Source organism: Flavobacterium azizsancarii, from assembly GCF_027980145.1.
Classification (GTDB): domain Bacteria; phylum Bacteroidota; class Bacteroidia; order Flavobacteriales; family Flavobacteriaceae; genus Flavobacterium; species Flavobacterium azizsancarii.
The window spans coordinates 159,649-179,387 of the sequence record NZ_JAMZNK010000002.1; the positions used below are offsets into that span (position 1 = coordinate 159,649).

21 protein-coding genes are annotated in these 19,739 nt (G+C 34.9%); 8 read left to right on the plus strand and 13 right to left on the minus strand.

All coding sequences use genetic code 11. From position 1 onward, the window contains the following. The first annotated feature begins 95 nt into the window (after window positions 1-95). The 6 genes from NJT12_RS01800 to NJT12_RS01825 all read left to right on the plus strand — a co-directional run bounded on the left by NJT12_RS01800 (window position 96) and on the right by NJT12_RS01825 (window position 4,028). On the plus strand, window positions 96-665 hold the full coding sequence (locus NJT12_RS01800; RefSeq protein ID WP_271334221.1) for a Crp/Fnr family transcriptional regulator: 570 nt from the start codon (window positions 96-98) through the stop codon (window positions 663-665). A 290-nt stretch (window positions 666-955) separates the two neighbouring features. Beyond that, window positions 956-1,510, plus strand: a complete 555-nt coding sequence (locus NJT12_RS01805; RefSeq protein ID WP_271334222.1) for a YceI family protein — start codon at window positions 956-958, stop codon at window positions 1,508-1,510. A gap of 4 nt (window positions 1,511-1,514) precedes the next feature. Beyond that, window positions 1,515-1,733, plus strand: a complete 219-nt coding sequence (locus tag NJT12_RS01810) for a tautomerase family protein (protein WP_271334223.1) — start codon at window positions 1,515-1,517, stop codon at window positions 1,731-1,733. Window positions 1,734-1,738: 5 nt separating this feature from the next. Further along, a complete protein-coding gene (locus tag NJT12_RS01815) occupies window positions 1,739-2,473 on the plus strand; it encodes an SDR family NAD(P)-dependent oxidoreductase (RefSeq protein ID WP_271334224.1) in 735 nt (244 codons plus the stop codon). A gap of 1 nt (window position 2,474) precedes the next feature. Beyond that, window positions 2,475-2,924 (plus strand): nuclear transport factor 2 family protein, encoded by a 450-nt coding sequence (locus tag NJT12_RS01820; RefSeq protein ID WP_271334225.1) that lies wholly within the window; start codon window positions 2,475-2,477, stop codon window positions 2,922-2,924. An 18-nt stretch (window positions 2,925-2,942) separates the two neighbouring features. Further along, entirely contained in the window at window positions 2,943-4,028 is a 1,086-nt protein-coding gene (locus tag NJT12_RS01825; RefSeq protein ID WP_271334226.1) for an NAD(P)H-dependent flavin oxidoreductase, read from the plus strand. Window positions 4,029-4,118: 90 nt separating this feature from the next. Here NJT12_RS01825 and NJT12_RS01830 read toward each other — a convergent pair whose 3' ends face one another. Continuing rightward, window positions 4,119-5,231 carry a PepSY-associated TM helix domain-containing protein gene (locus NJT12_RS01830; RefSeq protein WP_271334227.1) on the minus strand — a complete coding sequence of 371 codons (1,113 nt, stop codon included), beginning with the start codon at window positions 5,229-5,231 and terminating at the stop codon, window positions 4,119-4,121. 377 nt (window positions 5,232-5,608) lie between these two features. On the opposite strand from NJT12_RS01830, the gene NJT12_RS01835 reads away from it, so the two are divergent. Next, window positions 5,609-8,011 (plus strand): TonB-dependent receptor, encoded by a 2,403-nt coding sequence (locus tag NJT12_RS01835; RefSeq protein WP_271334228.1) that lies wholly within the window; start codon window positions 5,609-5,611, stop codon window positions 8,009-8,011. 172 nt (window positions 8,012-8,183) lie between these two features. On the opposite strand, the gene NJT12_RS01840 is transcribed toward NJT12_RS01835, so the two are convergent. The 12 genes from NJT12_RS01840 to NJT12_RS01895 form a co-directional block, all read right to left on the minus strand. Further along, window positions 8,184-8,618 (minus strand): META domain-containing protein, encoded by a 435-nt coding sequence (locus NJT12_RS01840; protein ID WP_271334229.1) that lies wholly within the window; start codon window positions 8,616-8,618, stop codon window positions 8,184-8,186. A 485-nt stretch (window positions 8,619-9,103) separates the two neighbouring features. After that, on the minus strand, window positions 9,104-9,937 hold the full coding sequence (locus tag NJT12_RS01845; protein ID WP_271334230.1) for an SDR family oxidoreductase: 834 nt from the start codon (window positions 9,935-9,937) through the stop codon (window positions 9,104-9,106). Between the two features lie 45 nt (window positions 9,938-9,982). Next, complete coding sequence (locus NJT12_RS01850) at window positions 9,983-10,789, minus strand: AraC family transcriptional regulator (protein ID WP_271334231.1); 807 nt, start codon at window positions 10,787-10,789, stop codon at window positions 9,983-9,985. Between the two features lie 96 nt (window positions 10,790-10,885). Further along, a complete protein-coding gene (locus NJT12_RS01855) occupies window positions 10,886-11,392 on the minus strand; it encodes a 4'-phosphopantetheinyl transferase family protein (protein WP_271334232.1) in 507 nt (168 codons plus the stop codon). Next, on the minus strand, window positions 11,389-11,643 hold the full coding sequence (locus NJT12_RS01860) for an acyl carrier protein (protein WP_271334233.1): 255 nt from the start codon (window positions 11,641-11,643) through the stop codon (window positions 11,389-11,391). The genes NJT12_RS01855 and NJT12_RS01860 overlap by 4 nt, the downstream gene beginning before the upstream one ends. A gap of 2 nt (window positions 11,644-11,645) precedes the next feature. Further along, entirely contained in the window at window positions 11,646-12,920 is a 1,275-nt protein-coding gene (locus NJT12_RS01865) for a beta-ketoacyl-[acyl-carrier-protein] synthase family protein (RefSeq protein ID WP_271334234.1), read from the minus strand. Beyond that, window positions 12,917-13,354, minus strand: a complete 438-nt coding sequence (locus NJT12_RS01870; protein ID WP_271334235.1) for a 3-hydroxyacyl-ACP dehydratase FabZ family protein — start codon at window positions 13,352-13,354, stop codon at window positions 12,917-12,919. The genes NJT12_RS01865 and NJT12_RS01870 overlap by 4 nt, the downstream gene beginning before the upstream one ends. Window positions 13,355-13,577: 223 nt before the next feature. Further along, window positions 13,578-14,630 (minus strand): type III polyketide synthase, encoded by a 1,053-nt coding sequence (locus NJT12_RS01875; protein ID WP_271334236.1) that lies wholly within the window; start codon window positions 14,628-14,630, stop codon window positions 13,578-13,580. Next, window positions 14,627-15,340 (minus strand): methyltransferase domain-containing protein, encoded by a 714-nt coding sequence (locus NJT12_RS01880; RefSeq protein WP_271334237.1) that lies wholly within the window; start codon window positions 15,338-15,340, stop codon window positions 14,627-14,629. Before NJT12_RS01880 ends, NJT12_RS01875 begins: the two co-directional genes overlap by 4 nt. Further along, window positions 15,341-16,468, minus strand: a complete 1,128-nt coding sequence (locus NJT12_RS01885) for an NAD(P)/FAD-dependent oxidoreductase (protein WP_271334238.1) — start codon at window positions 16,466-16,468, stop codon at window positions 15,341-15,343. It abuts the gene before it with no gap. A 215-nt stretch (window positions 16,469-16,683) separates the two neighbouring features. Next, window positions 16,684-17,688 carry a TQO small subunit DoxD gene (locus tag NJT12_RS01890; protein WP_271334239.1) on the minus strand — a complete coding sequence of 335 codons (1,005 nt, stop codon included), beginning with the start codon at window positions 17,686-17,688 and terminating at the stop codon, window positions 16,684-16,686. A 30-nt stretch (window positions 17,689-17,718) separates the two neighbouring features. After that, the gene (locus tag NJT12_RS01895; protein WP_271334240.1) at window positions 17,719-18,135 is read right to left on the minus strand and encodes a hypothetical protein; all 417 of its coding nucleotides are present in this window, start codon (window positions 18,133-18,135) and stop codon (window positions 17,719-17,721) included. 384 nt (window positions 18,136-18,519) lie between these two features. On the opposite strand from NJT12_RS01895, the gene NJT12_RS01900 reads away from it, so the two are divergent. Then, window positions 18,520-19,623, plus strand: coding sequence for a lipase family protein (locus NJT12_RS01900; protein ID WP_271334241.1), 1,104 nt, complete (start codon window positions 18,520-18,522; stop codon window positions 19,621-19,623). The last annotated feature ends 116 nt before the right edge of the window (window positions 19,624-19,739 follow it).

Here is a 19,739-nt window from a genome sequence, read left to right on the forward strand (position 1 = left end):
TGATAGGAAGAAAAAAGCTTTGTCCATTTGAGCCTTTGCATCTTATAAAAAAAACCTTTGTACCTTTGCCCACTCTGAACCTTTCTACTTTTTTTATGAATACCAAAGAAATACTACAGCAACATATCGCCAAAACTGCTTCATTGACAGAGGAGCAATTTGATTATTTCTTTTCGCATTTTAAGCCTTTATCTTTCAAAAAAGGGCAAACTATAATCAGCGAAGGCGACAAAGTAGAGTGCGAGTATTTTGTGATTTCAGGTTGTTTGAAAGCTTTTTTTATCAACGACGAGATCAAAATGTATATTCTGCAATTTGCCATGCCAACCTGGTGGACATCAGATTATGATGCTTTATATAATCAAACTGCCGCAACCATAAATGTAGATTGCATTTCAGATGTCGAATTACTTTGCCTTTCTAATAACGACCGTGAGAAATTATGTAATGAATTTCATCAAATCGAGCATTTTTTCCGTTGGAGAACCAACAAAGGATATATCGCTTCTCAAAAACGACTTTTATCTTTTATGAATAATAATGTCAAAACTCGTTACGAAGAACTTATGGTATTATATCCCCAACTTTACAACTTAGTTCCTAAACATTTAATTGCTGCTTATCTTGGCGTTTCGAGAGAAACCCTAAGCCGACTTAACGCGTGATTTTTTTTATGCAGATTTTGGGAGATTTTAGGAGATGATTTATTTAATTTCTATTTTCCGGTTTGCTTGTCATCTCGACGAAGGAGAGATCACACCAGAAACTCCGCAAATAAAGTGACAATCTTTGTCGAGCTATATGTGATCTGTCCTTCGTCGAGATGACAAAAATGAGAATGAAAATCTACGTAAAACAAAACACTTTGCACCTTAAAAAAAGATTGTGATCTACATCACGTAACCAATTTTCATACCCGCCGTTCCTTTGTATTGTACTTTTAAATACAATAAAAATGGAAACAATAAATTTTAAAATCATAAGCTCAAATAGCAAAATCGATTGGACTGGCCGAAAAGTTACCGGTTCGCATAATGGTACAATTGGTATCGAAGAAGGTCATTTTATCCTGATTGACGGCAAAATAAAAGGCGGAAATATTGTAATCAATACAGCTTCAATACAAATACTCGATGTTACGGATTCTGCAACAAACGCACAATTTGCCGGACATTTGGCATCGGATGATTTTTTTGCTACAGAAAAATTTCCTTTTGCAAATTTTGATATTATAGATGCAAAGGAGCAATCAGATAACAGCTATTTTCTTGAAGGAAATCTTACCATAAAAGGAATCACACATTTGGTTGGGTTTAATGTAATAATAGAAAATAATAGAAATACCATTTCCCTTAATGGTAAACTGGTAATTGATCGTACCAAATACAATATCAAATTCCGTTCAGGAAACTTCTTTGTTGATTTAGGAGATACCTTGATTTACAATGACTTCGATTTAGATTTTAATATCACTGCCGAAGCTTCATTTTCATCAGAATCTAAAAACTGAAGCCATGCCATACGTAAAACTAGAATTGACACGTGAAGGCGTAACCCGCGAACAAAAACAGCAATTAATAAGCGGAATCACCAATTTGATTACTGATGTATTGAACAAGGATCCGCATTTAACTCAAGTTGTAATTCAGGAAATAGAATTAGACGATTGGGGTTACGCAGGAGAACAAGTATCAATATTAAGGGAAAAAGGCATTACAACCAATAAAAAATAAGCATCATGAAAAAACAAACTATAATTGTTACCGGAGCATCATCTGGGATAGGAAAAGGAATCTCGAAATATTTTCTGGACAGAGGCGATAATGTGATCATCAACTCGTTTACAGCATCTTCTTTAGAAAGTGCTTATAATGAATTGGGAGCGGGCAATAATCTGGCAATGTTTGCCGGAGATGTGAGCAATAAAGAAACGGGCGAACAATTGGTAAAAATTGCTTTAGACAAATTTGGTTCTGTAGATGTATTGGTTAACAATGCCGGTATCTTCGAAAGCAAACCATTCCTGGAAGTGGATGAAGCATATCTGGATAAATTTTTGAAAACAAACCTAAAAGGAACTTATTTCACTACACAATCAGTGATTCCGCAAATGCTGAAGCAACAAGACGGAGTTGTAATTAATATTGGAACACCTATAGTAAACCACGGATTAGGCGGTTGGCCAGCTTCGGCACCAATTGCCAGTAAAGGTGCAATTCATGCTTTGACGCTTCAGTTAGCAGCTGAATTCGGGAAACAAAATATTCGTGTAAATACTGTTGCTCCAGGCGTTATTCGTACGCCAATGCACGGCGCTAATGCTGATCAAAGTGCGGGATTACATCTTTTAAACAGAGTAGGAGAGGTCGATGACGTAGCCGAAATGGTGTATACCGTTGCAAAAAGTAGCTTTATTACCGGTTCAATCATCAATGTTGATGGCGGTAAAGGAGCGGGGCATCATTTAAATTAAGTTGAAAAATATTTTATTAATGGCTTTTATGCTTTGTACCTTACAAGGCATAAAAGCTCAAAATAATACCAAAATGGAAAATCAGGCAGACGTATCAGCTATTACTGATGCATTAGATAATTATTATTTTAAAGGAATCTACGAAGGAGACGAAATACGTTTGGGGAGCATTTTTTATGAAGGCGCTTTACTTTTTGGAGACGTACAAGGCCAGCCTTATTTTAAAACGGTGGATCTTTATTTAAGTGGTGTAAAGAACAGGCAAAGTCCCAGGGATTCAGGAAAACCTTTCAAAGGGGAAATTCTGAAAATTTCTGTAGTGAACTCGATTGCTATGGCCGAAATTAATGTAAAAATGTACGATTTTAATTATCGGGATTTTTTATCTTTCCATAAGATTAACGGAAAATGGCTTATCGTCAATAAAATGCTGACGGATACAAGCAATTAAACTTTAAATAAAATAGCAATGTGGTACAATACAAAAGCTACAAAATTATTAGGCATTGATTATCCTATCATGCAGGGACCATTTGGCGGTAATTTATCAACGGTAGAACTGACTGCCGCGGTATCAAACGCAGGCGGACTTGGCGGATACGGAGCTTATACAATGTCTCCTCAGGAAATTTTTGATGCAGACAAACAATTAAAAGCTGCTACCAATAAACCTTATAATATCAACCTATGGGTTTCTGATCATGATATTCCACAATCAGGTCTTACAGACGAGCAATACAACAACACGAAAGCATTATATAAGCCTTATTTTGATGAAGTTGGAATTCCGATACCGGAAAAACCGGTTCCGTTTCAATCCCGATTTGAGAATCAGTTAGAAGTAATTTTGGATGTCAAACCTAAAGTATTCAGTTTTATGTTTGGGGCACTTTCTGCAGATGTTTTAGAACAATGTAAAAGGTTAGGAATTATAACCGTTGGCGCAGCAACTACATTAGATGAGGCTATTTTTCTCGAAAATTCAGGTGCAGATATGATTATTGCATCGGGTTTTGAAGCTGGCGGACACCGGCCTTCATTTTTGGCTTCCGCCGAATCATCCTTAACGGGAACTTTTGTATTATTACAGCTTATTCGTGAAAAAGTAAAAATTCCTGTTATCGCTGCAGGCGGAATTGCAAACGGAAAAGGTGTTGCCGCAGCATTAGCTTTAGGAGCAGACGCTGCCCAGATTGGTACCGCATTTTTAGCCTGTGATGAATCGAATGCTTTACCAATTCACAGGCAAATGTTATTCTCTGATGCCGCAAAATACACCACTTTATCCCGTGCGTACACAGGACGTTTAGGTCGAGGATTAACGAGCAGATTAGCTGAAGAAATTTTAGGTAAAGAAGAAAGTATTCTTCCCTTTCCGTTACAAACTACGCTTATATCGCCATTGCGAAAAGCAGCTCTTGATCAGCAAAAATGGGATATGATCTTATTTTGGGGTGGACAAATTGCACCTATTTTAAAGCATACCAAAGCTGTAGCATTAATGAACTCTTTGATTGAAGAAACTACGGCTTATTTTAATGATCTGAAAGGATAGTCTGATTCAAATATATAAAAGTGGAGATTCTTTCTCTCACATATTAAACCCGACAAGTTTTAAAAACTTGTCGGGTTTGCTGTAATATTATTATTTAGCTGTTTTTTTCTTCTTTCCTAACCAGATTAATAAACCCGTAATAGGTAATGTCAAAGCAAAAAGAGAAACTAAAAAAGCAAGTATTTTGGTTGGTAAACCATAAATGCTTCCGGTATGAATAGGGTAGTTCAGACGTTTTATTTTATCTCCGTTTGAAAAAGATTCGTAAGGTCTTGCTTCAATTTCCTTAGCCGTATATTTATCAAAATAAGCAGCACTGGATTGATTGGGAATTGTTTTTTCTAAATTTTCTTTCAATACCAAAATGCTATTGATTGTATCAACAGGCATCCTGATTTGAATGTTTCCGGTATACGGAAAAATACTGTCTGCTTTATTGTAAATGCTTTGATAAAAGGCCGTATTGTTTAGTTTAGGATCTATTTTTGTTGGATTTTTTACTTTCGCAGAAGGTCTCTTTGTTGTGCCGTCAGCCAGAAAATAAACTCCGTCCTGAAACCAGGAAAAAGCAAAGGATAATCCGGTTAGGGAAATAATCAATAAAATTAAAAAGCTGTAGAAACCAAAAGTCGAATGAAAATCCCAATTCACCCTTTTAAAAGAAGCGCCCCATTTTACAGTTAATCTTTGTTTCATGTTTTTAATCTTTTTTGGCCACCATAAAACAATACCTGAGATAAGCATGAATACAAAGATCAGGCAGGAAGTTCCCATAATAATTTTTCCAACATCGACCATCAATAGTTGTCTGTGCAAAGAAAGAAGAAAAACAAAAAATCTTTTTTCCTGAGGTGTTGTTGCCAGAACTTTTCCAGTATAGGGATCAATAGAAAAAAATTGGGCTTTTTTCTTTGTATCCTTCCCTAAGATTTGCATTGTACGCGCAGGATCATTAAAAGTGTAAATACGCGTTATTTTCTTTATATCATAGTGTTTCTGTAGTATATCCGTACAGTAATCAATGGTTTTTTTTGTGGTACCTATAGTTGTAACATTATAAAATTCAGGATGTATGGCAGTGTCGATTTCCTTTTCAAAAACTAAAAGACTTCCTGTTAATGCAGCAATAAAAACAATTAAACCAGAACCAAGCCCCAGCCATAAGTGGATCATACCAACAGTTTTTTTTAATCCTTTCTTCATACTATTTCTATATTCTAAAATTCAGCGACAAATTTATACTTATTTAGACTAATTCTACAGCATCTTTAGAAAAATAATTATGATTTAAAGACAGTTAAAGTGATGCTATTGGATGGGATAGGAAAGAAGAAAAGAGAATAATAATGAAACGTTACCTATTATTTTTTGTAATAATAAGTAATAACTATTGCATTGCGAAATTTAGAGTCACTCGTATATGTTCTAAGTAATTGATTTTTAATTAATTAATTTTTTGTTGCATAAAAAATTAACAGAATAAGCAGAAATAGTACTGCGTAAACGATTATTAATATTTACTTTTGCGCTGTTTTTATTTATTCTAAATAAAAACTAAACCTAACCAAATACCAAAATCAATGAACAATCTTAATTTAAGAACATCTAAGTTTTTACTTATTATTTGCCTTCTATTTTCAGTCTTTTTATCTTTTGCACAACAAACCGGCGGAAAAATAAAAGGAGAAATAACAACTTCCAACGGAAAATCGGCTTCGGGAGCAATCATTACTCTTAAAAACTCAAAGTATAAAACAACTGCAACTAATGACGGCAGTTTTAGATTGAATAATGTTGCAGAAAATATTTATACGATACAGGTTTCTTTAGCAGGTTATGAAACAATCGAACAACAAATTACGGTTGTAAATAATGAAAAGACTATTGTTAATCTTCAATTGAAGTTTTCAGGGAAAACGGATGAGGCACAAAACAATGAAATTTCAGAAAAAAGCGGTTCTCAGCTTGACGAAATTATTGTTTCAGCCAGCAGAAAGGTAGAAACGCTATCAAAAACACCATCTTCTGTTACGGTTATCAATGCTAAGGATATCGAAGATTTATCTATTGTGAGTCCAAACATTGCAAACATCGTGGCTTTTGCGGTTCCGGGTTTAGGATCAGCAACCAATAATACAGGGAATTACGGGCAAACCCTAAGAGGTAGAAATCCACTTGTATTAATCGACGGAATTCCGCAGTCAACGCCATTGAAATCAGCCGGACGAGAAATGCGTTCTATTGATCCTTCTGTAATTGAGCGTATTGAGGTTATCAAGGGAGCAACAGCTATATATGGTAATGGAGCCGATGGTGGATTGATTAATTACATTACGAAATCGGGTAAAACTCAAAAGAGATTTGCCGGGTACAGTGAAGCCGGAACTACAGGAAATATAAAAGGAGATAGTACGGCAGGATACAGGTTTAACCAACAGTTTTACGGAAAAATCAATAAATTCAATTATATGGTAGCCGGAACTTACGAAAAGACAGGCGTATTTAGAGATGGTGAAGGACAGGTTATATCTCCTGAATATGGTTTGGGAGAAACTAAAACGTATAATATTTTTACTAAGGCAGGTTATAATCTAACTGACAAGCAAAGAATTGAATTAATGTACAATTATTTTAGTTCCAATCAGGATTCTGATTTTATCCTAAAAAATGGTGTTTACGGCGTAAGTCCGGCAATTGGTGTTCTCGGGAACAGACCAGGAGTAGACGAAGGAACACGTTACAATCACAATGCAAATCTTCAATATGTAAACAAGCAGATTTTTAGGAGTACATCATTAACGGCTAATTTGTATTTTCAGGATTTCCTGACGATATTTTCTAACTCTGCCTTTTTCTACGGAAGCGGACAATCTCAAACGGCATCTGCTAAAAAAGGTTTGAGAGTTTACTTGAATTCTCCTTTTACAGTTTCTTCCAATTTTACAGGAGATGTAACTTATGGATTTGATTTACTTAATGATAAAACCAATCAAAAACTGGTTGACGGACGTGTTTGGGTACCTAATATCAATATGGTCAATTTAGCGCCTTATGCACAAATATCGACACAAATTTTTGGTGATTTTAATGTAAAAGCAGGATTACGTGCAGAAAATATTAAAATCAATATTGATGATTATAACACATTGGCAACAGGTGCAAACGGAGCAGGAAGTATTGCTGTCAAAGGAGGAGATCTTACTTATGATGCCTTTGTTTTTAATACGGGCCTTAGATATTCAAAATTTAAATTCTTCAATCCTTTCGTGAGTTTTTCTCAGTCTTTTTCTGTATTTGATCTGGGGCGTGTACTCACGAATGCTAAAGAAGATGCGATATCAAAACTACAGACAAAGCCTATCATCGTTAATAATTATGAAGGAGGTTTTAGCAGTCAGTTAGGGAAATTCAATTTGAATGCTGCGTATTATTTCAGTACTTCAAAACTAGGAACGAATCTGGTTCAGGTCGATGGTTATTTAGTAGCTGAACGTTTACCGGAAAGAGTTTGGGGTTATGAAGTTCAGGCAGATTATCAGATTATAAAACAATTGACAGTGGGAGGAAATTATGCTTATGTACAGGGTAGGGGTGACAAAGATTCTGACGGACATTTTTACGGACCAACAGATATTTATCTAAAATCAAACAGAATCCCGCCGTCTAAAGTAACAGGTTATGCAAAATATGGCGATAAGAGATTAAATGTAGAATTGTACTGGATGATGGTTGGTGATCGTGACGTTTTTCAACCTAATGCCAAAGGAGCTTATGCAATTGGTGAAGGACCAATAAAATCATTTAATTTATGGAATGTAGCTACGGCTTACAGAGTTACAGAACAGATCAGGGTAAAACTAGGAATCGAAAATCTTTTTAATACAGATTATTATACCACAACATCTCAGTTTTATGGCACTAATGCTAATTATACCAGAGGAAACGGTTCAAGGTTCAATTTAGCACTTGGTTATAGTTTCTAAAAAGTAGAATTTAAAAAAATATTTTTTGTTTTTTTATTGGAGGTTTCTGGCGATCTTTTTTGTCAGGAACCTTTTTTATGTTTTTAAGAAACAACAATCCAAAAAAAATCCCTCAACATTTGAAATTGAGGGATTCTGTTTTTTTAATTGTCTTGATGTAAAGCAATCATAATTATTTAATTACTTTTTTGAATCTCATCATTGGGATGTCCTTCATGATCAAATTCAATTTTCCGTCTTTATCAATAGAGTAACTATCAATATCTTTAATAGTTTTTGTAAAAACCTGTTCTCCGCCACCTTCGCAATACATTAAAGTTGCAGGACCTTGTTCTCCAAAAGTAAGGGATTTTCCTTTTACTGTAAATGGAGCACTATAACCATTGCAACCAGCATTTCCAGAGACTTGTTTAGTCGCTTCATCAAACTTAATAAACGGTTTTTTATCAGGAAATAAACCTTCAAAAGCAATACGTGGTCCGGTAATATATTCCAGTTCCCAAGTTGTATTATAAAGATCAGCAGAGCTTGTTTTGTCTTTCATCGTTGTACAGGAATTAAAAGATAATGCTAAAACAGAAACGAATAGTAGTACGTAATTTTTCATAAAATAAGATTTTAAAACATAAATTTAAAGATTATTAATCGAATTCGCATCAAAAATGAGCGATTATATTTACTAACTTCTTTTGATTTTTTATTGTAATTTATTCATTGGAAGTTAATTTTTTAAAAAAAGTACAAAACCAATACAGCCATTCTAATTTTATGTTTCTATTTCGCAATAGAAATAAAATGGCAATGAAATGTCCCGTTTGTAACTTCTCCTTTATCTCTAAGAGAGCAATTATTGGAAAAGGTTGGGTGTAAAGTCAAGTTTTTTTTCAAAAAAAATCTAAAATTTAAAGCAAAACCAGTAAAACGTTTGATTATTAAGACGTAAGGGTTTTAGCTTTGCTGCTTTTATATTTTTATTCTTTCATTATATTTACTGCTCTTCAAATTTCTGTTACATATACTGGAAAGGTCCTGAATTATTAGAAATTGAATTTGACAAGATATGTGATGTTATTTTTAGAACCATTTGCATTTTTATTTAAAATATTCAGGCATAAATTGATTTCTGAAAATTTTCATATATTCCTGATCTGATTTGCTGTTTCTTAAAGCAATCATAGGTTCTAAATCCGGTCCTGCAATGTAGCGCAAAGTATGACTTTGATCCGTTACGGCGCCATAAATAATTTTAGCAACATCAGAAGGCGTGGCAATATTTTCGTTTTCAAAAGAGGAGAATAATGAATTCATTTCATCCTGAAAAGGTTTGTAATCTTCTAAAGCCGGATCGAAAGCAAAATCAGTAGCAGCCCTTTCGTGGAAAGAGGTTGGCACATATCCAGGCTCTATAATTTTGACTTTGATGTTTTGGGATTCCAGTTCATAAGAAAGTGATTCAGAGAAACCTTCTATAGCAAATTTTGAAGCAGCATATACAGAAACCAAAGGAACCGTTATGCGTCCTACACCAGAAGTAACATTTACAATCGTACCTTGTTTTCGGTTTCTGAAATGAGGTAAAATAGCACGCGTAACATCCATTAAGCCAAATACATTTACCTCAAACTGTTCACGGATTTTCTCTGCCGAAATAGCTTCAAACAAGCCTTGCTGTCCATAACCGGCATTATTAATCAACGCGTCAATATGTCCAAATTTCTCTATTCCCTCACTAATTGCTGTTGTAATAGATGGCAAATCAGACACGTCAAGTCGTGTTACAAAAACATTTGAAAGGTTTTTTAGTTCGGTTTCTTTTTCAGGATTTCGCATAGTAGCAATAACATTCCAGCCTTGTTGAGCAAAAAATAAAGACGTAGCTTTTCCCAGACCGGAGGAAGCTCCGGTAACAAAGATTACTTTTTTCATAGTAAGAGTATTTATGTTTATTAGATTATTTCAAAGTAAACAGCGTCAAATTGCAGATGGATTAACGCCAAATAGTTTTTTAAAGGAATAAGAAAAATGAGAAATACTTTCAAATCCCACCTCGTGATACACGTCAGAAGGGCGTTTCTTTTTTTCTTTGATAAGATAATGAGCTTCTTCGAGGCGTCTTTTCTGTAACCAGCGATTGGGTGACATCTGAAAGATTTTTTCAAAATCTCTCTTAAAAGTAGCCAGACTTCTACCGGTTAAAAAAGCCAGTTTTTTTAAGTCAATATTAAACTTAAAGTTTTGTTGCATAAAAGCTTCCAGATCTATTTTTCCGGGCTGATTAAAATCGAAAAGGATATTTTTTAAATCAGGATTTATTTCGAGCAACAGGAGTAAAGCTTCTTGTTTTTTTAATGCAATTAAGTGCTCCGGAATTTTCGAATCGAAATAGGTAAGTAGCGTATCGTAGAAATTTTTAAGTAAAGCATTCTCTTTCAGTTGCAAAACTGCCTCTTTTAAGAGATAAGGTTTATCATAGACAACATGATATTGCTGACTGAATTTCTGCAAAGTATCCCTGTCAAAAATAATTGCAATTGATTTGAACGGTTCTTTTTCGTTGGGAATCTTGGTGAACTTTGAAAGAAAATTTTTTCTGTAAAAAAGTAAATCACCTGCACCAAAAAATCTTGTTTGTCCCGCGTCTGTAACTTTTAGATTTCCGGAAATAATATACGATAATCCATGTTCGATAATAAACTGTTCGCCAATAACCTTTTGTGTTTCATAATAAGAATAGACGATTCCGGGAAGTTGGTCGGTATGTAAAAATGTTTCTTTCATCACTACTTGTTTACAGTACAAAGATCAGTAAAATTTGCCTATACTGTTTTCGTGAGAAGCTCAAAATTACTTTATTGAAAGGCTCTTTCCTGCTTATTATTTATAACTAAGCGTAACCACTTTTTCATAACGCCCGTGATGACTGATAGAAACATCCTGAAGTATATTCGATGTAGAATGGGACAGATAAGGTATTCCGTTACTGTCTTTTACAATATCTTTTCTCACGATCTCAATTACATTGTTCAAATTGTCCGGACAAGTAACCGCAATAGTATGCAAAACATCGGGAGTAATAATAGTTTTTGTGTAATAGATATTTTGCTCACAAATAACTTTTCCTGTACAATAATTAGGCTCTTTTGAGCCAATTGTACAGGCTAATTTTTTAGGGATATATTCCCTAATTTTTGTTTGTCTGTTATAGATTTTATAGGCAGCTTCTTTCATGCTCCAAAGTATCCATAACATCATCTCCGGTTCCGGATCATGTGTTATAAGCAACTGTTCGTCAATGGTAAAGAGTTTTTGCGCAAGACCTTTGCGTTGCCAATTGCTTTCCTTGCGGGATTGCACGATATCTATAACATCATTGCCTATCATTTTTCGGCAAGCTTTGTTTCGATAATTTCTACTGCAGTTTTTACATCCAGCATTCGTTCCATATCAGTATTATCAATAACAATATCAAATGCTTCTTCGATATCCAGTACAATATCAACCAGATTGGCTGAATTTATACTAAGATCGTTTATGAAATCAGTATTTTCTGTTAGATTATCAAAAGCCTCTGTATTGGTAGTATAGGGCTTGATAATAACTTTTAGTTTCGCAATAAGTTCGTCTTTATTCATAATTAGTTTTTAAATTTTTTAAAGATAATACAGGCATTTACATCACCAAAACCAAAGCTGGCTTTAGCAATTATATTTAGATTCGTGTTTATTGTTTTTAACGGAACTTTCGAAGAATCAATTAGTGTTGTAATTTCCGGATTCAGATCTTCGCAATTCAGGTTACCAAATAAAAAACCTTCATGAAGCTGCAAAACGGTAGCTACGCTTTCTATGCTTCCGGCGGCACTAAGACAATGCCCGGTCATACTTTTTAAGGAATTAATGTACGGAAAATTATCCCCTTTTCGATTTAATGCTTTCGTCCAGTTTTCTATTTCCAGACTGTCTTTTGTCGTTGCTGTAAGATGACCGTTTATGGCATCAATATCATTTGCTGCAATACCTGCATTTCTCAATGCGCTCATAATGCATTCTTGTACAGCTTTGCTGTTAGGAGCAGTCATGCTTCCGGTGCCGCGCTGTCCTCCGGAGTTTACATTACCTCCCAGTATTTCGGCATAAATGGTTGCGCCTCTTTCTATGGCAGTATCTAAATCTTCTATTACTAATGCTCCTGCGCCACTACCGGGTACAAATCCTGCTGCCGAAGCACTCATGGGACGGGAACCGCTTTCCGGATCTTCATTATATTTAGAACTGCACACACGCAAAGCATCAAATCCAGCCCAAATATACGGACCGCTATCGCCAGTACTTCCTGCCAGTATTCGTTTTGCCTGTCCGGATTGTATGCGGTCATAGGCCATCATAATAGCTTCTGTTCCTGTTGCACAAGCAGAGGAATTGGTTGTGACCTGATTGCCAAGTCCTAATTTACCGCCAAGATAAGCGCTAATGCCACTGTTCATCGTTTGTGCCACTACGGTACTGCCAAGTCTTCGAACTTGTAATTCGTCTATTTTATAAATACTTTCGCGAAACTTATCAATTCCTGATGTTCCGGATCCAAAAATTGTTCCGCTGTCCCAATCAGGATCTTCATTAACTTCAGTTGATAATCCGGCATTTTTCCAAGCTTCTATTCCGGCAATTACGCCGTATAAAATACCCGTACTGTTAAACCCCCGCAATTCAAGTTCTGTAAAATACGCTGATTTTAATTCCTCTGAAATTTGTGGCTGACCTGCGATCTGACAAGAGAATTGCAATTCCTGCAATTGTGCATCGTGCCGAATTCCCGAAATACCATTTTTTAAGGAATGTGTAAACGCAGGAATTCCAACCCCGTTTGGAGCTGCTACACCCAGACCTGTTATTACAACTCTTTTGTTCATAGTTTTGTGGTAATCATACCCGCCAAAATGCCTTTGCAGACTTCTTGTCCGGCTTCGTTTGTCATAATTACATCACACTTTAATTTACCAAATCTAAAAAAAGATTTTTGAGACGTAACCGTTACTTTTTCGTTAGGATAAACCGGTTTTAAAAATTGCATATCTGCAGATGTAAAAGCAATTACTGTATCCTTACTAAATTTTTCTCCCAGTAAATAGATTCCCAGGCAAACCATACCAATCTGAGCCATAGTCTCAGTTAAAATTACGCCCGGAGTTACAGGATTATCTTTAAAATGACCTTTATAAAAATCAAGATCTTCATTAAAAGTATACGTTCCGGTTATTCCGTTTTCATCGACTTGCAATAGCTCATCTACAAAAAGAAAAGGTTTACTGTAAGGCAGCTTTGCTAAAATATTTTTTAAAGTCATAGTTTGTTTCGTTTAATAAGTTGATGTTTAATTGAACGCAAATAAAACGGATTTACTTCGTAAAGACGCGGATAAAAACAGATTTCTTTTCCTAATTTGAAGCAAACGAAATTTCAATTTTTTTTTAAATCCGTTTTGATGTGCATCTTCGTCTGGCGAATCAGAAAAATTCACGTCTAATTTTATATAACAATAATCAAATTCCAAAATCAATTAGTTAATATTACCATTGTAATAAAACGCGTTGTGCCGAAAATCCAGGTCCAAAACTAAGCATCAATCCTCTTTCTCCCGACTTTGGTTTTTCATTCATAATACGTTCCAAAACATACAACACCGTTGCACTAGACATATTGCCATACTGTTTAAGTACTTCTTTAGTTGCTTCTATGTTTTTACCTAATCCTGAGAAAAGTGACTCAACAGTTGTAACTATTTTTTTTCCGCCGGGATGAAAAATCATATGGTCAATATCGCTAATCCCTAAATTGTTTTTTTGCAGGAAAGGATGAATAATATCTTCAAAATGTGATGCAATAGTATCCGGAACTTCAATGTCTAATACCATTTGTAAACCTGTGTTGGTAAGTTTAAATCCCATCATATGTTCTGCATCATAAAAATGATACATTTCCTCGGCTATTATTTCAGGACCGTTATCTTCTTCATGAGATGACAAAAGACAGCAGGCAGCTCCGTCACCAAAAATGGCGGCACTTACAATATTAGGCATCGAAAAATCATTGAGCTGAAAAGTTGCCGTTGGCGATTCGACCGCGATAACTGCAGCACGTTTACCCGGATTTGCCTTAAGGAAATTTTTAGCATATATAATTCCTGATATTCCCGCCGCACAACCCATTTCGGTTACAGGAAGCCGGACAATATCCTGTCTTAATTTCATTTTGTTGATTAAATAAGCATCTAAAGACGGAATCATAATTCCGGTACAGCTTACCGTAATAATATAGTCGATTGTCTGCGGATCCCAGTTTGCCTTAGCAAGTGCTTTTTCCAATACCTGCTCGCCCAGAATAATAACTTCCCGGCTGTAAATATCGTTTTTGTCTTCAAAGGATGTTGCTGTAAAAACTTCCGCCGGATCCATGATAGAGTAGCGTTTTTCTACGGCAGCACCTTCAAAAATTTTCTTCACTTTTTTTATAAAACGTTCGTCCTGACCGTGCAGCCATCCATCCAGTAACGGAAGTATATCTGCCGTGGTACGCGAATATTTGGGTAGTTGCTTTGCAACAGTAATAATTTTTACACTCATTTTTTAGCAATTATCCATTGGTAACGAAAAGCCCATTTCCAGTTTATGGTATAGTTTTTTAAATTCAGTTTTTTAGAGAAGTCTTCCAGTTCTTTTTTCTTGAATCCTCTCAAAATAGACACAAGTCCATCTTCACGAGACATCCTGTTTAAATTAAAAACAGCACATACTTTTTCAAAAAGGCGGTATGCTAATTTACTGCGATGCAGGTCATTAATGATTACGCCAACTTGAGCATTGCTATTAAAGGTAGTAATTATATCTATTATTTGCTCATTAGTAAAATGGTGCAGGGTTAGAGTACATAAAACAATATCATATTTCAGAGTACGAAAATCATCATTAAAAATATCGAAACATTGATATTCGATATTAGGAAATTCAGTCGACAATGTTTTAGCATAATTCACCGTATAAGCATTTGCATCTATACCAATAAGCTTAAAATTTAGATTATTTTTCTGTCCGTATTTCGCCAGCATGCGCAACATATCGCCATTGCCGCAACCAATGTCAGCAATTACTATTGGCTGTCTTGTATTGGCAATTTTTAGTAATCGTTTTATTCCGTGAAGCGTAAGTTTATTACCGCCTAATAATCGATTAATGCTGGCGATTTTATCCAATGCATCACGTAATTCTTTTCCCTGAAGAAAAAAATCATCCATGATCTCCGTTTCCTGTGTTCTATATTTTGTATCTACAGCCATTTAATTGATTACTATTGATTTGCCGTGTGTTTGTTTAATGATCGTGGGTAATAGTGCAGGCAAAGCTACCGTAATGGCAACCAGGGCATTTGTGATCGTTTTGTTTCTTAATACTTTTGCCAGGATTCTCCCCATAAATAAACGTTTGCCAAAATGTTTTTTCCATTGTTCTCTATAACCATTTTCTAATGCTTCTCTCGATTGTATCTTACCGGAGTAATAATCAAGCACCTGTTCTGAAGCTATTTTTGCACTATGAATCGCCATTGCCATTCCGTTACCACATAAAGGGTGAATAAGTCCAGCGGTATCGCCAATCATCAATATGTGGTTTTCTACAGCTTGTTTTTTATCAAAAGAAATTTGACTTATCGTTAATGGTTTATCAAAAAGAAGCGTACTGTTTTCTAAAATAGCCTTAAGATGTTTGTTTTTATAAAGTACATTAAGCTGATATTCTTCAATATTTTTGTATTGTTTAAAAGTGGCATAATCGGCGAGATAACAAATGTTTATAATGTTATTTTCTACCTTAGAAACACCGCAATAACCACCTTTAAAATTATGCAGCGCCACCACATCATTAGGGAATTCGCTGTAGTAATGTGCTTTAACGGCTAACCACGGCGACTTTTTTATAAAAAAATCACGGGATAATACCTGATCTATATTAGAGCGTTTCCCAAAAGCACCTAATACTATTTTTGATGATAAAACTTGGTCAGGAGTTGTAATGGTAAACAAATCATTATCGAAAGAAACGTCATTTACCATTTCTTTAATAATGACACAGCCGTTTGAGATTGCTTTTTGATATAAAAAATTATCCAGTTGATATCTGCTAATGCCAAAACCGCCTAACGGAAGATTTGCCGAGGCGACTTTTCCCTTTGAGGTACTAAACTCAAATTTGCTGATGTTTGCAGGGTGTAATTTAGAGATCTCGATATCAAGCCATTTAAGATAAGGCAGAATTTCGTTAGAGACATATTCACCACATACTTTATGGCGAGGATAAGATGATTTTTCTATTAATGTCACTGACAATCCTTTCTGAGATAGATGTAGAGCACTTGCTAAACCGGCAAGACCACCGCCTATAATTACTACATCTGAATTTGTTCTCATACTAAGCAATTTAGCTATTATATCTCAAATAGTATATACATATTGTTAAAATTACCTTGATTTCTTAGTAAAAAAATATGTTTGTGAATAATTATTTACTACAAAGATCATAAACTGAGCAGTTTCCTGAATTACATAATTTTCTTTGATGCTTATAGAATTACTGTCTTAAAATAAAAAAACGGGAAGCAGAAGCGTTCCCGTTTTTTGTTTAATTATAAATGCGCGGTCCAGACAAGACCACTTATATCTGTTAGTGTTAGTGTATAATGCCCGTTTTGAAGGTTGGGCTGACCAAATATCGGAATCCGAATTGTTGCTTTTGCTCCAAGCGGAATAATTAAACTATGTGCTCCAGGTTTTATTTTTGCTACATAGTGATTGTTTATCGTTTTAGGAGATAGTTTGGCTAAATCACTTCCGTTCAATTGCAAAAGATAGTTATCGGCAGCATCCTGTAGAGAAATTCCAATCAGGAACGAGCCATACACATCAACGCCTTCTACACGAAAAACCTCAAAGCTTATTTCATTTCTATCTATTTTTAAGTTGCTGATTTCAAGTTTAGGTTTTACTGATTTATTATGAAGAGTGCCAAAAACACCACCATGAAAATATTGGTTGGTAAATAAAGTAAGCCCTATAATAAAAACAACTACCGCCAGAAGAATTCGTTTATAAGGCAATAAATTCAATTCTCCCGAACCCAATATTTTAAACCATTTTGTTTGTGTAAAACGAAGATTCTTTTGCATAAAATAAGCATCCAGAGAAAGGTAACTGCTGCCCGTTAAGAACAAAGTAAATCCTGAAGCCAGTCCTAAAATCCCAATTTGCCATTCGTCCAGACAGGTAGTTCCGATCCAGCCCGAAGCCAGTAAAATACCAAATGCCAATAAGAAAATTCCAATACTCATAAGTCGGGTAAAAAGCCCCAGAATCATTGCCAGACCAACAATCCCTTCAATAATAGTAAAAGCTACCATATTGATCCATAAAGCATCAGGATGTGTGACTAAATATTCTATGACTGGTTTTATTCCAAGAGCATTAGGTAAAAAATGATTGAATTTTTCTCCAATATAACCAGCTTCGTCCTGAATTAATTTATTTTCGAGAACAAGTCGCCTCCAAAAGGCAGAAAAATAAGTCCAGCCCACAACCAGACGCAAGGCTAAAGCAGCTATAGAAGCGGCATTAAAAGTTTTTTGATGTTGCATTTTATAAAATTTTAAAAAATAATAATTGTTTTAAGCAAGGCATGAAGCAACCGGCGGGGCAATTTTTAGATTTTTAAAGACTATAAAAAGAGCAGGATAATGAATAGAACTCTTTTCGAATTCGAATCCAGGATGAATTTGTAATGAATAGGAAAGTAAGTTTTCCTGTATTTGAAAACGAAATACTTGCAATCCCGGAATTACTGGTGACTGAGGTATCGAAAAGGATTTTTTGTAAACAGTGCTTTTCTGAATTATATGAACGCTACAAGATCCCTGAACAGGCAAGGAGGTAAGACTTTTTTGAGAAATTTCTACAGATTCGATTCCCGCAAGATGCAGGACAGATTTTTTGACATGGCAATGAGAAAAAGCGTAGATCAAACCCACAACCAGCAAAAGCTGCTTGAAATAACCAAGGAAAAGAGTTGGGGTTTTTAATTTCATTTTATAAAAATAGTATTTAAAAAACACTTACGCCACTTTTTTTATAATGTTAACACCATCAAAGTTCCGGTTATGCTTCCGAATTAGAAAGAGAGAAACGGAATCTGCGGATTTACGAAGCAATATAGAAAACTGTTTTTTTAGTAGAATAAAGTCAGTTATCCTTTATTTTGATTCAATATATTTTTTGTCGAATTATAGCGATTATGCCATTAGGAAAATGTACCATTTCAGAAATTACGCGGTTGTACTATAATAATGATTATATTTATTGTAGGATTAATTTACCTATAACCAGTACTAATCCAGGGGATATCTAGTATAAATATCGTTTAAAGTTATATTTTAAGTAGCCAGTAATAATCAATTAACAACTTAGTAGTTATGAAATTTTTTAAATTATTATTAGTAATCGTATGTTTTTTATTTTCTATGGCCTATAGTAATGCGCAGGATTTAAAACCCGGGTTTGATAAAGAAGAATATAGGGAGTTGATTTATATCGCTGCTCAATCGACGGAATCTCCGGAAAAAGCTAAGACAATCCCTCAACCTGAACACTCAAAACTAATATACAGAAGCAAACCAATTGGCTTAGACAATCTATGGGAATTATGGCTCAAAGATGGTAATACAGCTGTGTTATGCACCAGAGGAACTACTGAAAAAAGCGAAAGCTGGCTTGCGAATCTTTATGCGGCAATGACTCCGGCAAAAGGAGAATTGAAAATATCTAATACCGATACTTTTAAATATGAATTGTCAGACAATAAAAATGCGGCCGTTCATACTGGATATCTTTTAAGTACCGCTTTTATTTCTAAAGAAATGGTTCCAAAAATTGATTCCTGTTACAAAGCAGGAATTAAGAATTTCATAATTATGGGACATAGTCAGGGTGGAGGCATAAGTTATTTGCTGACGGCTCATTTTTATAATTTGCAAAGCAAAGGAGTTTTACCGGCTGATATTCGTTTTAAAACCTATTGTAGTGCAGCTCCTAAACCCGGAAATTTATATTTTGCCTATGATTACGAAAACAAGACCCAAAATGGCTGGGCATACAATGTTGTGAGTGCTGTAGATTGGGTTCCTCAAACTCCTTTTTCAGTCGAAATGCCGGACGATTTACCCGTTGTAAGTCCAGTGGCAATGCTGGAAGAAACAATAAAAAAACAATCTTTTTTTAAAAGAATGTTCTTAAATATGGTATACGGCAAACTCACTAATCCATCACTTAAAACGGTTAAGACATATCAAAAATTATTAGGGCAGGAAATGGCAAAAAGAGTACAAAAAATTCTACCGGAATTTGTTCCTCCTAAATTTTATAATAGCAATAATTATGTTCGAACAGGTACTACTATTGTACTTTATCCAAATGACAATGACGAGAATTATTATAAAAAATTCCCTAATGACAGTAAAGATTTAATGATACATCATTCTTTTCCTCCATACTTGTATCTTTTAGACCAACTTAAATAGCGATATTAAGCATTGCAAAATTAGAAAACAGAACGGTTAAGTATAATTGTTCTGTTTTTTTTGTGCCTTATTGTTTCAGAAATGTGCAATGCCTAATTCTTTTCAATTTATCAGAA

Excerpts from the sequence above, each read along its gene's own strand:
- NJT12_RS01800 (WP_271334221.1), top strand. The coding sequence starts at position 96 with ATGAATACCAAAGAAATACTACAGCAACATATCGCCAAAACTGCTTCA.
- NJT12_RS01805 (WP_271334222.1), top strand. The coding sequence starts at position 956 with ATGGAAACAATAAATTTTAAAATCATAAGCTCAAATAGCAAAATCGAT.
- NJT12_RS01810 (WP_271334223.1), top strand. The coding sequence starts at position 1,515 with ATGCCATACGTAAAACTAGAATTGACACGTGAAGGCGTAACCCGCGAA.
- NJT12_RS01815 (WP_271334224.1), top strand. The coding sequence starts at position 1,739 with ATGAAAAAACAAACTATAATTGTTACCGGAGCATCATCTGGGATAGGA.
- NJT12_RS01825 (WP_271334226.1), top strand. The coding sequence starts at position 2,943 with ATGTGGTACAATACAAAAGCTACAAAATTATTAGGCATTGATTATCCT.
- NJT12_RS01830 (WP_271334227.1), bottom strand. The coding sequence starts at position 5,231 with ATGAAGAAAGGATTAAAAAAAACTGTTGGTATGATCCACTTATGGCTG.
- NJT12_RS01835 (WP_271334228.1), top strand. The coding sequence starts at position 5,609 with ATGAACAATCTTAATTTAAGAACATCTAAGTTTTTACTTATTATTTGC.
- NJT12_RS01840 (WP_271334229.1), bottom strand. The coding sequence starts at position 8,618 with ATGAAAAATTACGTACTACTATTCGTTTCTGTTTTAGCATTATCTTTT.
- NJT12_RS01845 (WP_271334230.1), bottom strand. The coding sequence starts at position 9,937 with ATGAAAAAAGTAATCTTTGTTACCGGAGCTTCCTCCGGTCTGGGAAAA.
- NJT12_RS01850 (WP_271334231.1), bottom strand. The coding sequence starts at position 10,789 with ATGAAAGAAACATTTTTACATACCGACCAACTTCCCGGAATCGTCTAT.
- NJT12_RS01855 (WP_271334232.1), bottom strand. The coding sequence starts at position 11,392 with ATGATAGGCAATGATGTTATAGATATCGTGCAATCCCGCAAGGAAAGC.
- NJT12_RS01860 (WP_271334233.1), bottom strand. The coding sequence starts at position 11,643 with ATGAATAAAGACGAACTTATTGCGAAACTAAAAGTTATTATCAAGCCC.
- NJT12_RS01865 (WP_271334234.1), bottom strand. The coding sequence starts at position 12,920 with ATGAACAAAAGAGTTGTAATAACAGGTCTGGGTGTAGCAGCTCCAAAC.
- NJT12_RS01870 (WP_271334235.1), bottom strand. The coding sequence starts at position 13,354 with ATGACTTTAAAAAATATTTTAGCAAAGCTGCCTTACAGTAAACCTTTT.
- NJT12_RS01875 (WP_271334236.1), bottom strand. The coding sequence starts at position 14,630 with ATGAGTGTAAAAATTATTACTGTTGCAAAGCAACTACCCAAATATTCG.
- NJT12_RS01880 (WP_271334237.1), bottom strand. The coding sequence starts at position 15,340 with ATGGCTGTAGATACAAAATATAGAACACAGGAAACGGAGATCATGGAT.
- NJT12_RS01885 (WP_271334238.1), bottom strand. The coding sequence starts at position 16,468 with ATGAGAACAAATTCAGATGTAGTAATTATAGGCGGTGGTCTTGCCGGT.
- NJT12_RS01890 (WP_271334239.1), bottom strand. The coding sequence starts at position 17,688 with ATGCAACATCAAAAAACTTTTAATGCCGCTTCTATAGCTGCTTTAGCC.
- NJT12_RS01895 (WP_271334240.1), bottom strand. The coding sequence starts at position 18,135 with ATGAAATTAAAAACCCCAACTCTTTTCCTTGGTTATTTCAAGCAGCTT.
- NJT12_RS01900 (WP_271334241.1), top strand. The coding sequence starts at position 18,520 with ATGAAATTTTTTAAATTATTATTAGTAATCGTATGTTTTTTATTTTCT.